Here is a 14,678-nt window from a genome sequence, read left to right on the forward strand (position 1 = left end):
TCCTTGGGGGTTTTACCGGTCTGGGTGTCAACGGCGTGCTACATGAATGATGAAGTCGCTGCGCATCGGGTCGTACAACGGCTTGAAATCGCCGAACGACTGCACGGTTGCGAAGCCGCCTTGTTTGATCTCCTTAACCAGGGTTTGCGGGCGAATCGGCGCCACGCGCAAGCGGTAGGTCGCACCGTCGCTGAAGGTGTAGACGAATTCGCAGCGCTGCTCGTTGACTTCACCCAGAGTGACGCGGGCCGTTTTACCACAGTAGTAATAACGCCCGGACGTGCTGAAATTCCCCTCCAGGATCGCCTGAAAATTACGCTGATCCACCACCAGCAAACCACCAGGGCGCAACAGCGAATGAAACCGCCGCAGCACCGCCAGGCGCTCGGCCTCATCGAACACATGACACAGCGAACTGCCCAGGCATAGCACGGCGTCGAACGTCCCCAGTCGCAATGAGTCCAGGTCAAGCCAGTCACAGCAAACCACCGGTGTCTTCAGGCCGTGCAAGGCCATGTTGGCCCTGGCGCGGTCGACCATGGTCTGGCTGCCATCGCTGGCGCGCACCTTGAACCCCGCTTTAGTCAGTTGAACGGCATGAAACCCGCTGCCGGTGGACACATCCAGCACCGTACAGGCACCCGCCGCCAGCAGCAGATCGGTAAAAAAGCTGCCCTCTCCTGCGGCTCGCTTGTCCCAGTCGATCAACTCATCCCAGCGGCTGACGAACTCCTGCGGGTATTGATGGGCGTAGTTCTGATCGCCCTGGTCCGTATGAGGCTCTAAAAGATTGTACGACATGAGCGGTCACTCCCTGTTTACCGAGGTTGTCAGCAAAAGCCTTGTATTTAGCCGCCAGTTCGGCGGCCCGGTCGGAGGCCTCGCTGATTTGCATTTTTGCCATGAAAAAACCGAGCGATGACTCCATCACCGCCATTTGCTCCGACCCGAACGACACACTGCCGTCGGGGTGAATCATTTCAATGCCGTCCTGCCGCTGGCACAGTTGATTGGTGGAGATCGCCTCGGCACGGGTGATGCCGTGGGGCAACGACAGCACGATCTGTCCCATGCCGATGCGCACCGGGTAGCCGCCCGGCAAACCGTGTGGACCGGGCGCATGGGTTTCTGTCTCCTCCAGCGCATGAAGGCCGCAGATGACGTTGACGGCTGATGTGGCGGTGAGGAACTGACCGTCGACGCCACCAAGCCGCCGAAAATCGGTGGAGACGCTGGCGAAGATGCGTTCGGCGCTGAATCTGCCGGTCGATTCCACGCCATTGATCCAGTAACGCAAGTGAAAGTTAGCCACGGCTGGCAGCCCCCCGCGTGGCACAAAGTGGCTGAAGAAATGCTGGCCGATCAGCTTGACTCTGACAGCGTCGGGCTCGCAGCGCGCCAGCATGGCAATGGCGCAGCGAGTGGCCGGGACCAGGTTGGCGAGGTTGCCGGCGCCGACATGGGGCGCCAGGCCAATTTTGTCCAGCACCGTATTGACGGCATCGGGAAACGCCATATTGACGACCATCGCCTTGACGCCTGACTGTTTGACGGCCCGCATCAGCGCATAGGCCGGCGCCAGATGCATGGGCAGCCAAGGGCCCAGTTGCGCCTGATCCAGCGTATTGAAGGCGGCTTTGGGCAGTTGCGTAATGACCCGCCAGGATTGCAGCGACGCGCAGTTGACGATGATGTCAGGCTTGATGTAGCTCAGGATCTCGGCGTTCTGCTCGATCTGCGCTTCAACCAGATTCATCTGCCACGGCCGGATAGACAGGTTGGCGTTGAGTTGCAGCGCGCCAAGGCGGACCAGGTTGCATAACCTGGCGGCACTTTCAGCGTCCCGGCTGGCCACATGAAAGTGAAAGGCATTACCTGGGGCGAGGATCTGCAGGATTTGCAGGCACAGATTCCCGCCGCCGACGATAAGCAGTTTTTTTCGTTGCATGATTGATCTCCCAGATGAAACGGCAGAGCGCGTGCGCGCTATCTCGGGTAGGCCCCGTTGTCCACTGCGATGACTTTTCCAGTCAGGTGCCGGCTCTGATCCGAGAGCAGAAACATGATCACGTCCGCAACTCCCGCTGGATAAATCGGGTCTTTGAGAGTTTCCTGGCGCTCGTATTCCTTGCGACGATGTTCCGGAATGCGGTCGTAGATCGAGGTGTCGTGAATCAACGCAGGCGAGACGGCGTTAACCCGCACCCGGGGCGCAAAATTCCAGGCGTTGGCCTTGGTCAGCCCGATGACGCCGGCTTTAGTCGCGCCATACAACGCGTCGAAACTGCCCACTTCACCGGCCACCGAGGCGATGTTGACGATGCAGCGTGCGCCGTCCGTCTGGGCTGTCTGCTGCGCGAAGTCTTTGGACAGGTACACCAGCGACTTGAGGTTAAGCGCCCAGATTTCATCGATTTCCTCATCTGTGTAGTCGTAAACGCTTTTGCCGTGATAAACGCCTGCGTTATTGATCAGCGCATACAACGAGGCGTGACGGTGCTTGCCGCACAAGTCGGGGATGAACGTTTTGAAGACTTCCTGCCGGGAGAAGTCGGCGACGTGCAGCTCAAGGTGCTCGCTTTGCAGGTCGCGCCCCAGTGCACCAAGGCCCTTCTCGTCCTTGTCAGCCGCGATCACATAAAATCCCGCCTCAAGGCACGCCACGACTGTCGCCCTTCCGATGCCGTTTGCAGCGCCGGTGATCACTACTTTTTTCATCCCTTACCCCTGCTGAGCGAATTGATTCATGCGTTCGTAGGACGGACGGTGAACGGCGTAATACCCCGCCAGACGCGGGTTTGCCTGAATTTGCGCTTCGTCGAACGCGCAGGTGTGGCGCGTGTCGATGCCGGTGCTGTGCTCGGCATCGCGATGCCAGCTGCGCCACGGCAACCATTGGCTCGGGCACATGGCCTGCCAGTTCAGGGCGTGCGGCAGGAAGTCCAGTTGCAGGTGATCGCACAGGGTGCGCACGGTGTGTTCCGGTCTGCGCGCAAATTCCTCGCCGTTGATCACGTGAGGGGTCTTGCCGGTGAGCCGTGTGACCCGGCAGAAAATCTCGTAAAGCGCCCGGTGCCCGATTGATTGCACTGGCATCTGCGGGTAGATCGCGTGGTGCGAAAGAATGGCGCGCCCTGGCTCGCGGATGATGAAAACGTGTTGCTGCTCCAGCAGAAACTCCGCGTCGAGTTTCAGGTCGTCCACGCAGTGGTAGCACATGTCCTTGTGAAACACGTGGCGCAGCAGGCGGGCATCGCGCAGCGCAGTTTTGATGCCTTCGTAGGTCGTCGGCATGCGACGGTCGGGCGCGTCAAACGGGATCGCTGACTGCTCATCGAACGCCATATGCGCGAAGGGTTCGTGGAACACTTCAAAGTCACCGCGCTCGATGAAAACGCGCTCAAGTGCCGTCGAACGCGAACGCGGATGCGCCCACAGCGCAATCATGCGGTTCACAGGTAAGCACCCAACTGCGCTGCATCGGCTTTCAAAACAGGGTTGAGCATCGGGTGCGCCAGCGCTACCGCCGAGCGTTCAACGAAAGCTTGCAGTTGGCTGTGAGCAACACTCGCTTCATCGCGGGCCCTGATAAATGCCGGATGATGCTCGAAGGCCGCCGGTTTGATGGCCCGCTCAAAATAGGCTTCCACGAAATACGGGATGCACAGCAGCTTGCTCAGGACCTCATCGGGGATACGCAACCGCTGCGCTGCCGGCAGGACCGGCGTACCGTTGGCCTGACGACGCAGCAGAAACTCGATCACTTCGGGCGTCAGGGTGTAAAGCGTTGCGTCGGCCCCGGTGCGTTCGAGGTGCCAGGAATGTTCATAACCGACCTCGTCAATGTCCACGCGCACACTGCAAAGCAGCAGTTGTACCTGCGTATACCGGCATTGCAACGAGGCCTGAAGCGCCTGATAAATAGCGACTTCAGCCCAGCGCTTGTCAGACGCTGTGAGGGTAATGCCACGCTGCCTGGCCTGAAGGTCGAACTCAGGCTCGTCACCAAATCTGCCGATCATGAAAGTGATGACGTATTGCGCATTGCTCAAATCGACGTGTTTGCGCCGCGCCAGCAAACGACCGCTCTGGATTGCAGCAATTGCGGCATTGAACTGCGATACGGTGAAGCACAGCGTGTTGTTGATCGAACACCCGTTGGCGACGAGCCGCTCGATGGCCCGATAGCCGTTCTGACTTCCAGGCACCTTGACCATGACATTGGGCGATAGGCGCGCCAGTTCCAGACCTCGGGCAACGACAGTGTCGACACTGTGCAGATGAGTTGTTTCGACTTGCGCAGAAAGCCAGCCGTACTTGTGTCGGGACAATGTCCATAAAGGGTGAAAGTGGCGTGCGCTTTCAGCAATTACTTGATCGTAAACAGCCCGGGACTTTTCATTCGTGAACAGATGCGGCTCAAGGGCGGACACCTGCTCGTGCCAATGACTGGGGCATTCCAGCACTGCTCGCGCCACCAGCCTCGGGTTGGTCGTGCCCCCGCTAATACCTGTTTGACTATCGAAAAAAGATTCCGGCAACAAACGGTATATATAACCGGAAAGTTGCGGATAACGGTTCAGCATTAACGTTCTGAATTCCGAATATCTCACAGGGCAGTCGTCGAACCACACTTGCGAATCGGGGTTTTGGTGTTTTAAAACGCGCACGAAATCCTGATTTTCCATATTCAATGGTCCCTTTGAGAAAACTTCCTATTGAACTGCATGTAGGTACAAAAATTGGAAACAGGCACTTGATGGCTCTATGCCATTCATCGGAAAGATGAATCGCAGACGACAAGATGGATCTAACAGCAATACCTGTCAAATGCACTTTAACGGTTTATTTATCACGAATTGTTATTAATATAATATTTTTAATATCTGTTTAAAAATCGTGCTGACTGAATCGATTTTTTCCTCCAGTTGAATGAGTTCAAAAGCATATAAATTAACTAACCCACAGACTTTCAAGCTTTGTTGGCGGTCGAGCCTGCTGGTTTCATACCGCTGTTTCAATCAGCAGGCAGCGTGCTGCGGGCCTCGGCTAGCGAGATGATCAGAGGATTTCTTCATTCAGAGGCAGCAGACGACTGGGTTAACCTTGCCAACAGCCTGACATCTACTAAAAAAAGTGAGGACATGAACGTGACAACACCTTCCACCGCACAACGCTACAGCTCAAAAGCCCGATGGTTACACTGGGTGATGGCTGGCCTGATCGTGCTGGCTTACATCCTGATCCTGAGCAGGAGCCAGTTCGCCCGTGGCTCCGATCTGCGAATGCTGGTGGTTCAGAGCCACTTCTGGGTGGGCATCGTGATCCTGATCATGGCGTTTTTCAGAATTGCCGAACGCCATCGCCACACCCCGCCCGGCATCACGCCACCGCTCGAAGGTGTACTGCGCCTGACAGCGACGGTTTCGCACTACGCGCTCTACGCATTCCTGTTCGCACAGCCATTAATGGGGCTGTTTACGGTATTGCTGGAAAAAGGCGCAGTGCCGATCCCGCTGACGCAATTGTCGATACCGTCGCCTTTTGGTTTGTCCAAAGACACTGCGGAAATCCTTGAGCACTACCATGTGCTGCTGGGCACGATCTTTTATTACGTGATTGGGCTCCACGTGATAGCGGCGGTCTGGCATCACTTCGTGCGCAAGGACAACACCCTCAAGCGGATGGTGTAACGGCGGGGGATTACGGTGATCACATACCGGGAACACCGTAAAACCCTGTAGCAGCGCGAGGCAGCGATGGGGCACGCAGCGGCCCCATAACCAGACACAGGGTCATCCCTGCCAAGCCCTGTGCGCAGGTTTCTGCGTTTCACGGGGAGGTCAAAAATCAAGCCTGGCCCGCGCCACCAACTGCCGGGGTTCGCCGATGACAATGGCGGGCGAGCCGAGGCCGCTGGCGGAGGTGTAGTAGCGCTCGTCGAACATGTTTTTGAGATTGAGCTGCAACGTCAGGTCCCGTTCTTCGAACTTCATTTTGTAAGCCACAAACGCGTCGGCGACTTTCGAGGACGGCAAGTAATACTCGACGCCCGTACCGTCGTTCACCCCCCAGCGGCTCGCATAGCGTGCGCCTGCACCTGCGCGCAGGTTGCCAATGCCGACGTGCCCGAAGTCACGCGTCAGATACAGCGCCGCCGTGTGTTTGGACACGCCGTCCAGCGGCTGGCCCTTGAGAATCGGATCCTCGAGCACCTCGGTATCGGTGTAGGCGTAGCTGCCGGTCAGGCTCCAGTTCTCGTTGATCTGCCCGGTGATGTCCGCCTCCAGTCCACGTGACTGCACTTCTCCCGAGACGCGTGTGCACGTCTCGGTGCCGCACTGCTCGCTGGTCTGCACGTTCTTCTTATTGATGTTGAACAGCGCCACCGTCGCGGTCAGGTAGTTATTCTGAAACTTGGTGCCGATCTCATACGCCTTGCCCTCTTCCGGCGGCAAATCGCCGATCGGTGCGGCAATCGAGGTATTGGGGCGGAATGACTCGGTGTAGCTGCCGTACACCGACCAGTCCGGCTGGATCATGTAGACCAGGCCCAGACGTGGCACCACTTTGCTGTCCTTGACGTCGGCACCGACCACGAACGGTCGTCCCTTGCCGGTGATCTCGTCGAACGCGTCGTAACGCAGGCCTGCCTGGAAGATCCAGTGTTCACCCAGGTGCATGGAATCCTGAATGAAGAAGGCGTGGGTGCGCAGATGATCGCTCTGATCACTGTTGGCGGCACTGACCGTGCTCGGTTGCTGCGTAACCCCATACACCGGTCGGTTGTAGTTGAAATCAGCCTTGTTGGTGCTGCGGTACAGATCGCCCAGGTCGCGTTCGTTTTGCATCGTGTCGGCACCGATCAACAACTCGTGCCTGACGCCGCCCCAGTAAAGGTCGCCCAGCGCATTGACAGTGGCGGTGTGCGCGACCTGCACGGCGTCGCGGGTGGCATCGCCCCGGCGGGTGACCGCACCCGTGTTGTAGTTGGCCGAGATGTAACGCGACTGGTAGTCGTTGTAATAGTTGCGGCTGTAGCCGTAGCCGGTGCGCAAGGTCCAGATGTCGTTGAGGCGATGCTCGACGCGCAGGTCCAGCGCGTCAGAGCGGCCGGTGGTGACGTTGAACGGCTCGTCCAGACGCCGGTTGCGCGGGATGTCGAGGACTTTGCCAGTCTTGGGATTGATCTGCGTGCCGCGGTCGAAGGGCACCGAGTATTCCATGTGTTCGTAGGCGACCGAGACCGTGGTGTCGTCGCCATACCAGGCCAGCGATGGCGCGATCACCGACTGATCGATGCTGCCAAAATTACGCCAGTAATCGTAATTCTGCTTGTCGGCGATGAAGCGATAAGCAAGGCCGCTGCTGCCCAGCGGGCCGGTCAAATCGATTTGCTCGCCACCGCCGCCGAAGCTGCTGCCGAACGCAGAAACGGAATGCGCGGCCATCAGTTGAGGCTTTTTGGTCACTACGTTAATCACGCCACCCGGATCCTGCACGCCGTACAGCATGGATGCGGGGCCTTTGAGGACCTCGATGCGCTCGGTCGTCGGCGTGAAGTTACGCGCCTGCACCGACTGCATGCCGTCACGCATGACCGAGTTATCTCGGTTGGTGCCAAAGCCGCGCTTCTGAATGGCGTCCTGAGTGCCGCCCAGCGTATTACCCGCCTTGACGCCACTGACCGCATTGATCGCCTCGTCGAGGCTGTTGGGCGAACGGTCCTCGATTACCCGATTGGTCACCACGTTCACCGTGGCTGGGGTTTCAACCAGCGGCGTATTGGTGCGTGTGGCGACCGAAGCGCGGCGTGCCTGATAGCTGGTTTTGCTCTGCTCGACGTCGCTAGGCTCCGGTGGTTGCGAGGCAGCGTCGATGTTGACCGCATCCAGCTGCAGCTCTTGGGCATAAGCGCCTGATGCCAGCCCTAGCGAACACAGCAGCGCAGTGGCCGAGCACACACCGAGAAATGAAACAGGACAAGCGTGAAGAATAGGCCTGCGAACACCGGATTGAGCTGTCATGACAAGGTAAACCTGGGCTGTCTATAAGGAGAAACGGTCGTTAGGAAACGAATCTGATTCTCACTACACGTAAGCCGAGGCCTTTTACCTCACACGAATGTTGAAAATAATTGCGCAGCGGGCGTGAATTCATCTGCATGGCGGCGGAATGGGTTCGATCCATCACGCCGCTTCGCCAACAAGTTGGCTCCTACTGAACCGCATCCGTCTGTAGGAGCGAATTCATTCGCGAGGCGCCGGGACAGGATTGACCCATCAAGCCGCTTCGCCAACAAACTGGCCCACACAGAACCGCATCTGTAGGAGCGAATTCATTCGCGAGGCGCCGGAGCGGTTCACACCGCCAGAGCCTCGCCAAAAAGCCAGCTGCTACAGCGCGGGGAGCTGAACGAAAACTAGATGTGGCTGAACGCCACCTGAACACCTGCACAAATCCCGGGTTTTGCAAAAAAACCAGTATGCGCATTCAATAATGAGTATCATTATGTTACAAATTGCTTGAATGCGAATGACTCCATGACGCATTCAGGCGAACACCTTATCAGTCTTTATTCGGTGATCCATGCTCGTTCCTTTTTTGATCATGCTGCGCGAAGGGATTGAAGCCGCGCTTATCGTTGGCATTATCGCCAGCTACCTGAGACAGACCGGCCGTGGCGAATGGATGCCAGCCGTCTGGATCGGCGTGTTCCTCGCCTGCGCACTGGCCCTGCTGGTCGGTGGCGGTCTGGAAATGGTCAGCGCTGAATTCCCGCAGAAGCAACAGGAACTGTTCGAAGGCCTGGTCGGACTGCTCGCGGTGATCATCCTCAGCTCGATGGTGTTCTGGATGCGCAAAGTCGCCCGCTCCATCAAGCATGAACTGCATGCCTCCCTCGATGCCGCCCTGGCCGGATCGAAAAACCAGACGTACGCGCTGATCGCCATGGTGTTTTTCGCCGTGGCCCGCGAAGGGCTGGAAACCGTGTTCTTTCTGTTGGCGATCTTCCAGCAAAGCGAAGGTACAGACGCGCCAATCGGTGCCTTGCTCGGCCTGCTGATCGCAGTGGGTATAGGCTTTGCCATCTACAGCGGCAGCATGCGTCTGAACCTGGCCCGTTTCTTCCGCTGGACCGGCCTGTTCATCCTCGTGGTGGCGGCGGGCATTATGGCCAACTCCGTGCAGGCGTTGCACGAGGCTGGCGTGTGGAATCACTTCCAGACCGTGGTCTTCGATATCAGCTCGACCTTGCCAATGGACGGCCCCGCCGGTTCGGTGCTGGCAGGCATGTTCGGCTACCAGGATGCGCCGACCGTCAGCGTGCTGTCCGTGTATCTGGCGTACCTGATCTTCGCGCTGGTGCTGTTCTTCATGCCGGCGCCGCGGGTGGTGAGCTTGCCCACCCGACCGGCACACGAACACGGTCACTCTTCTTCAGTTACGCATAAATAAGGGCTCCCATGACCATCAGTCCCAAAGGGCTTCCTCCCAAGAAAGCCAAGCCTCCTCGCGCCTTGCGGTTGGCCGTTGCCGGTTCAGTGATCCTGATGGTCGCCGCTGGCGGGCTGTTTTATTACGCCTCGCAAAGCGCGCAGAAAAAACGCCAGGCCAATAACAGCAGCGAAACCGTGGTGACCATTCACGCCAAAAATTGCGAACCGAATGCAATCACTGTGGCCGCCGGCAAGAATGCGTTTCGCATCGTCAACCGCTCGGAACGCGCGGTGGAATGGGAGATCCTCGACGGCGTGCTGGTGATCGAAGAGCGTGAAAATATCGCGCCCGGCCTGAGCCAGGTCATCAACGCCAACCTGCAACCGGGCGACTATGTCATCACCTGCGGCCTGTTGAGCAACCCGCGTGGCACGTTGCACGTCACGCCGACCGCGGCGTCCGATGCCGCTGCCAAGGCCCGCCCGTCAATGGTGGCGTTCATTGGGCCGCTGTCTGAATACCGCGTCTATCTGAGCACGCAAAGCAGCGCTCTGCTGCGCGCAGTGGGTGACCTGCAACAAGCAATTGCAAGCGGCGATCTCAAGGCCGCACAGGACGCGTATGCGCCGGCACGTGCGGCGTACCAGCGTATCGCCCCGGCCGCACAGCGCTTGGCCGAACTGGACAATGCCGTCAACGCCCGCGCCGACTATTACGAAAAACGCGAACAGGACCCGGACTTCAGCGGCTTCCACCGCATCGAGTTCGGCCTGTTCCAGCAGCATTCGGTCGAAGGCCTGACACCTGTGGTCGAGCGTCTGCAAACCGACATTACCAGCCTCAAGCAAGCCCTGCTGGCCAACAGCATCGCGCCCGAGCAACTGGCAAGCATGGTGGTGCGCAACATGCGCAACCTGGCTGACGGTCGCAGCAACGGCGAAGAAGAACGCTACAGCCATCTGGACGTCAACGGTTTTGCCGCCAACCTGGAAGGTACGCGCAAGGTCATTGATCTAATGCGCCCGCTGCTGGCCAAAACCTCCGCCGATCTGTTGAAGAAAATTGACGCGGCCAGCACTGCGCTGGACGACCAGTTGCTGTTGCTCAAGACCGATAACGGCTACATGCCGTACGACCAGGTCAGCACCGAACAAAGAAAGCAGATTGCAGAAAAGGCCAAGGTACTGGCCGACGCACTCGATGGAATCGATCCGGCATTGGGCCTTTCAGGCCTGTAAGCGTGCGCTGGCGGGTGCAGAACGCGCCCGCCTGGCCCTTGAACCAGAGCGAAGAGCTAACTCACATGAAAGACTTAGATCCGTCCAACGCCCCGATTTCCGCTCAGCGCCGCCGTGTACTCATGGGCATCGGCGCAGCGGGCGCTGCCATCGCTGGCAGCAGCCTGAGCGCCAACGTGCTGGCCGCGCCTTCCCCCGCACAAGTGACTGACGCGCCCAAAAGCGAAAAAACCCAGGACCGCAACGCGTTCCATGGCGAGCACCAGACGGGCATCGTCAACCCGCGCCCGGCTGCCGGCATGATGGTGTCGTTCGATGTGCTGGCCCAGGACCGCGAAGACCTGGAGCGGCTTTTCCGAACCCTGAACGAACGCATCAGCTTTTTGATGACAGGTGGCGCCGTGCCGCAAGTCGATCCCAAGTTGCCGCCACTGGACTCCGGGATTCTCGGGCCGGTTGTGACGCCGGACAACCTGACCATTACGGTGTCGGTCGGCGACTCGCTGTTCGACGAACGCTTTGGCCTGGAAGCGGTCAAGCCCAAGCGCCTGCAACGCATGGTCGGTTTCCCCAATGACGCGCTGGAAGCTGAATGCTGCCACGGCGATCTGAGCATTCAGCTCTGCTCGAACGCACCGGACAGCAACATCCACGCCCTGCGCGACATCGTCAAAAACCTCCCGGACCTGTTGCTGGTTCGCTGGAAACAGGAAGGCACCGTGCCGGCCCAGGCACCTTTGAAACCGGGCCAACCGGCCGAGAGCGCGCGTAACTTCCTGGGCTTTCGTGACGGCTCGGCCAACCCCGACTCCAATAATCAGAAAGCCATGAACACGCTGGTCTGGGTCCAGCCAGACAGCGATGAGCCGGTCTGGGCCGCCAACGGCAGCTATCAAGCAGTACGGATCATTCGTAATTTCGTCGAACGCTGGGACCGCACCCCGCTGCAAGAACAGGAGGAGATCATCGGCCGCGTCAAGCCTACCGGCGCACCGATGGACGGCAAAGCCGAGACCGACGTGCCGGACTTCCACAAAGACCCGGCCGGCAAGATCACTAAACTCGACGCGCACATTCGCCTGGCCAATCCGCGCACCGCCGAAACCCAGCGCAACCTGATTCTGCGCCGTCCTTTCAACTACTCGAACGGCGTCAACAAGAACGGCCAGCTGGACATGGGCCTGCTGTTCATCTGCTACCAGTCGGACCTCGAAAAAGGCTTCATCACCGTACAGACCCGCCTCAACGGCGAGCCGCTGGAGGAGTATCTCAAGCCGGTGGGTGGCGGTTATTTCTTTACCTTGCCAGGGGTAGTTGACGACCAGGATTTCATTGGCCGTTCCCTGCTGGCTGCATCAGCTCCCAAAACAATAAATGCCTGACAACTCTCTACTCACAGGAAGCGTTTTTTTATGAAAAAGTCGTCTATCGCGTTGTTGCTCAGCGCTGGTGTGTTGCAGACCTCGATGTCAGCATTTGCCGTCACCGCCCCACTCGACCTGGTGACTCCAGTGTCGGATTACAAAATCTACGTCACCGAAAACGTCGAAAAGCTGACCACCGATACGCAGAAGTTCACTGACGCAATCAAGAAGGGCGACCTGGCCACGGCCAAGAAGCTGTACGCCCCGACACGTGTCAGCTATGAAGCCATCGAGCCGATTGCCGAGCTGTTCAGCGACCTTGACGCCTCGATCGATTCGCGCGTGGACGACCACGAGAAAGGCGTAGACGCCGATGACTTCACAGGCTTCCATCGCCTGGAGCACGCGCTGTTCGAGAAGAACACCACCAAAGGTCAGGAAGCACTGGCCGACAAACTGCTGGTTGACGTGAAGGACTTGCAGGCGCGCATCGCCGAACTGACCTTCCCGCCTGAGAAAGTCGTCGGCGGCGCTGCTGCATTGCTCGAAGAAGTGGCCGCGACCAAAGTGTCCGGCGAAGAAGACCGTTACAGCCACACCGATCTGTATGACTTCCAGGGCAACGTTGACGGCGCGAAGAAAATCGTCGACCTGTTCAAGCCGCAACTGGAAGCGTCGGACAAGGCGTTCGTCGCCAAGGTCGACAAGAACTTCGCCACCGTGGACAAGATCCTGGCCAAGTACAAAACCAAGGACGGCGGCTACGAGACCTACGACAAAGTCAAAGAAAACGACCGCAAAGCACTGATCGGCCCAGTCAACACACTGGCTGAAGACCTGTCGCAAATGCGCGGCAAGCTCGGCCTGAACTAAGCCCTGCTACAACCAAAAGCCCGTCTGCCGATTACCGGTAGACGGGCTTTTTTGTGGGTCAGCGATTCCCTTCTGAAAGGCATGCCATTAAGCGGAACGGTTCTACCAAAGTCGCCACTTTCTGCAGACCGCTTCTGCCAAAGGCGTCACTTCCTGCACACCGATTCCGCCAAAGGCGTCACCTCCCGCAGACCGCTTCTGCCGAAGGCGTGGGAGTCCAGCTTGCTGACGATCGGCCGGGAACCGGTCGTGAATTCACCCTACGCGGTGCTTCAAGAGCATCCCAGTCATAGGATTGGCTGCCGGTTCCCGGCAGATCGCCTGCAAGCAAGGCTCCCACGGCCTGCGGCCAGAAGCAGCTCTCGACGGGCCTTAAATCCCGCTGAACCAGTTGTACCCCTGATCCTCCCAATACCCGCCCGGATAGTCGTTGCTGACGAAGATCTCGACGATGTGCTTGGGGTTTTTGAAGCCCAGCTTGGTCGGCACCCGAACCCGCAACGGATAACCGTATTCGGGTGGCAGCGCGACTTCGCCATAGTCCAGCGCCAGCAGCGTTTGCGGGTGCAGCGCGGTGGGCATGTCGAGGCTGGAATAGTAACGATCCGCGCATTTGAAACCGACGAACTTTGCCGTGGTATCAGCGCCGATGTGCTCCAGGAATGTCTTCAGCGGCACACCCCCCCACTGCCCGATGGCGCTCCAGCCTTCGACACAGATCAGACGCGTGATGTCGGTGCGCTGCGGCAACTTGCGCAGTCCTTCCAGAGTCCAGGGCGCTTTGTCACGAACCAGCCCGGACACCGCCAGCGAGTAATCGGAAAGATCGACCTCCGGGATGTCGTCCTCGGCGTAAAACGCGTTGAACGGGAACGGCGTGGTCATCTGCGCCTTGGTGAAGGTCGGCGCCAGTTTTTGCCCGCTGAACAGCCAGGCCTGGACCCGGTCATTCCAGCGCGACATTGCCCACAGCACCTTGTCCACCTGGTCGCCGTCCTGCAGGTTGCAGCCGGTCAGCATCGCCATGGCGCCAACGGTCAGGCCGCCGCGCAGGAAGTTTCGGCGCTGGATGCTCTCCAGTTGAATCTGTTGCGCAGGCTCCAGCTTGATGCGCGCAATGGCGCGTTTTTTTGGCTCAATCATGATCGGGGTTCCCGGTTTGCATCGGCCGCACGCCGCCAGTGATCATCGGCAAAAGGGTTTTGGGCACCAGCAGCACCAGCGCTAGATGCACCACGACAAACGCACCGATAGCCGCCATGGCAGCGAAATGCACGTAGCGCGCGACGTCATAGCCGCCCAACAGCGCCACCAGTTCTTGCAGTTGAATGGGTTTCCAGATCGCCAGTCCGGAGACAACGATCAGCACGCCTGCCGCCAGCACCAGCCAGTACATCAGCCGTTGCACCGCGTTATAAACGCCCTTTTGATGAACCAGTTTGAAGCGCAGCGCGTCACCCAGATCCTGTTTCACCGCTTTGGCGGTAATGGGCAGCAAGTCGCGTTTGAAATGGCGGCTGAAAATGCCGTAAAGCACGTAGATAAGGCCGTTGAAGAACAGCAACCACATCACTGCAAAATGCCAGGCCAGTGCCCCGCCCAGCCAGCCACCCACGGTCAACTCAGGCGCAAAGCGGAAGGGGAACAAAGGCGATGCGTTGTAGATCGCCCAGCCGCTCATGAACATGCAGGTCATGCCAAAGGCGTTGAGCCAATGCGTGAGGCGGACGGGCCAGGGATGGATGCGTGTTTTTTTCATTTT

The 14,678-nt window shown here is 58.7% G+C and carries 13 protein-coding genes; 5 read left to right on the forward strand and 8 right to left on the reverse strand.

Features of this window, described 5'->3' with window-relative positions:
- Window positions 1-27 precede the first annotated feature (27 nt).
- The 5 genes from OYW20_RS16840 to OYW20_RS16860 are packed head-to-tail and all read right to left on the reverse strand — an operon-like array spanning window position 28 to window position 4,466.
- Window positions 28-801 carry a class I SAM-dependent methyltransferase gene (locus OYW20_RS16840; RefSeq protein WP_268797075.1) on the reverse strand — a complete coding sequence of 258 codons (774 nt, stop codon included), beginning with the start codon at window positions 799-801 and terminating at the stop codon, window positions 28-30.
- The gene (locus OYW20_RS16845; RefSeq protein WP_268797076.1) at window positions 710-1,948 is read right to left on the reverse strand and encodes a hypothetical protein; all 1,239 of its coding nucleotides are present in this window, start codon (window positions 1,946-1,948) and stop codon (window positions 710-712) included. Before OYW20_RS16845 ends, OYW20_RS16840 begins: the two co-directional genes overlap by 92 nt.
- 38 nt (window positions 1,949-1,986) lie before the next feature.
- On the reverse strand, window positions 1,987-2,718 hold the full coding sequence (locus tag OYW20_RS16850) for an SDR family NAD(P)-dependent oxidoreductase (protein WP_268797077.1): 732 nt from the start codon (window positions 2,716-2,718) through the stop codon (window positions 1,987-1,989).
- 3 nt (window positions 2,719-2,721) lie between these two features.
- Window positions 2,722-3,456, reverse strand: a complete 735-nt coding sequence (locus OYW20_RS16855) for a sulfotransferase-like domain-containing protein (protein WP_268797078.1) — start codon at window positions 3,454-3,456, stop codon at window positions 2,722-2,724.
- Window positions 3,453-4,466, reverse strand: a complete 1,014-nt coding sequence (locus OYW20_RS16860) for a transaldolase family protein (protein ID WP_268797079.1) — start codon at window positions 4,464-4,466, stop codon at window positions 3,453-3,455. The genes OYW20_RS16855 and OYW20_RS16860 overlap by 4 nt, the downstream gene beginning before the upstream one ends.
- 684 nt (window positions 4,467-5,150) lie before the next feature.
- On the opposite strand from OYW20_RS16860, the gene OYW20_RS16865 reads away from it, so the two are divergent.
- Window positions 5,151-5,693, forward strand: coding sequence for a cytochrome b (locus OYW20_RS16865; RefSeq protein ID WP_408005419.1), 543 nt, complete (start codon window positions 5,151-5,153; stop codon window positions 5,691-5,693).
- A 150-nt stretch (window positions 5,694-5,843) separates the two neighbouring features.
- Here the strand turns inward: OYW20_RS16865 and OYW20_RS16870 are convergent, their stop codons facing one another.
- Window positions 5,844-8,027: a TonB-dependent siderophore receptor gene (locus tag OYW20_RS16870; RefSeq protein WP_268797081.1), complete on the reverse strand. Its 2,184-nt coding sequence runs from the start codon at window positions 8,025-8,027 to the stop codon at window positions 5,844-5,846.
- Between the two features lie 562 nt (window positions 8,028-8,589).
- On the opposite strand from OYW20_RS16870, the gene efeU reads away from it, so the two are divergent.
- The 4 genes from efeU (at window position 8,590) to efeO (OYW20_RS16890) (ending at window position 12,916) form a co-directional block, all read left to right on the forward strand.
- The gene (efeU, locus tag OYW20_RS16875) at window positions 8,590-9,459 is read left to right on the forward strand and encodes an iron uptake transporter permease EfeU (RefSeq protein WP_268797082.1); all 870 of its coding nucleotides are present in this window, start codon (window positions 8,590-8,592) and stop codon (window positions 9,457-9,459) included.
- A gap of 8 nt (window positions 9,460-9,467) precedes the next feature.
- On the forward strand, window positions 9,468-10,679 hold the full coding sequence (gene efeO / locus OYW20_RS16880; protein WP_268797083.1) for an iron uptake system protein EfeO: 1,212 nt from the start codon (window positions 9,468-9,470) through the stop codon (window positions 10,677-10,679).
- Between the two features lie 65 nt (window positions 10,680-10,744).
- Window positions 10,745-12,061, forward strand: a complete 1,317-nt coding sequence (gene efeB, locus OYW20_RS16885; RefSeq protein WP_268797084.1) for an iron uptake transporter deferrochelatase/peroxidase subunit — start codon at window positions 10,745-10,747, stop codon at window positions 12,059-12,061.
- 30 nt (window positions 12,062-12,091) lie between these two features.
- Window positions 12,092-12,916, forward strand: a complete 825-nt coding sequence (gene efeO, locus OYW20_RS16890; RefSeq protein WP_268797085.1) for an iron uptake system protein EfeO — start codon at window positions 12,092-12,094, stop codon at window positions 12,914-12,916.
- A gap of 372 nt (window positions 12,917-13,288) precedes the next feature.
- On the opposite strand, the gene OYW20_RS16895 is transcribed toward efeO (OYW20_RS16890), so the two are convergent.
- On the reverse strand, window positions 13,289-14,059 hold the full coding sequence (locus tag OYW20_RS16895; protein WP_268797086.1) for a molybdopterin-dependent oxidoreductase: 771 nt from the start codon (window positions 14,057-14,059) through the stop codon (window positions 13,289-13,291).
- On the reverse strand, window positions 14,052-14,675 hold the full coding sequence (locus OYW20_RS16900; RefSeq protein WP_268797088.1) for a cytochrome b/b6 domain-containing protein: 624 nt from the start codon (window positions 14,673-14,675) through the stop codon (window positions 14,052-14,054). The genes OYW20_RS16895 and OYW20_RS16900 overlap by 8 nt, the downstream gene beginning before the upstream one ends.
- Window positions 14,676-14,678: the final 3 nt, after the last annotated feature.

Origin of the sequence: Pseudomonas sp. BSw22131, from assembly GCF_026810445.1 — a bacterium.
GTDB lineage: Bacteria > Pseudomonadota > Gammaproteobacteria > Pseudomonadales > Pseudomonadaceae > Aquipseudomonas > Aquipseudomonas huanghezhanensis.

Coding starts and splice junctions, on each gene's coding strand:
- OYW20_RS16895 (WP_268797086.1), bottom strand. CDS start 14,059: ATGATTGAGCCAAAAAAACGCGCCATTGCGCGCATCAAGCTGGAGCCT.
- OYW20_RS16840 (WP_268797075.1), bottom strand. CDS start 801: ATGTCGTACAATCTTTTAGAGCCTCATACGGACCAGGGCGATCAGAAC.
- OYW20_RS16845 (WP_268797076.1), bottom strand. CDS start 1,948: ATGCAACGAAAAAAACTGCTTATCGTCGGCGGCGGGAATCTGTGCCTG.
- OYW20_RS16870 (WP_268797081.1), bottom strand. CDS start 8,027: ATGACAGCTCAATCCGGTGTTCGCAGGCCTATTCTTCACGCTTGTCCT.
- efeU (WP_268797082.1), top strand. CDS start 8,590: ATGCTCGTTCCTTTTTTGATCATGCTGCGCGAAGGGATTGAAGCCGCG.
- OYW20_RS16900 (WP_268797088.1), bottom strand. CDS start 14,675: ATGAAAAAAACACGCATCCATCCCTGGCCCGTCCGCCTCACGCATTGG.
- OYW20_RS16850 (WP_268797077.1), bottom strand. CDS start 2,718: ATGAAAAAAGTAGTGATCACCGGCGCTGCAAACGGCATCGGAAGGGCG.
- efeB (WP_268797084.1), top strand. CDS start 10,745: ATGAAAGACTTAGATCCGTCCAACGCCCCGATTTCCGCTCAGCGCCGC.
- efeO (WP_268797085.1), top strand. CDS start 12,092: ATGAAAAAGTCGTCTATCGCGTTGTTGCTCAGCGCTGGTGTGTTGCAG.
- efeO (WP_268797083.1), top strand. CDS start 9,468: ATGACCATCAGTCCCAAAGGGCTTCCTCCCAAGAAAGCCAAGCCTCCT.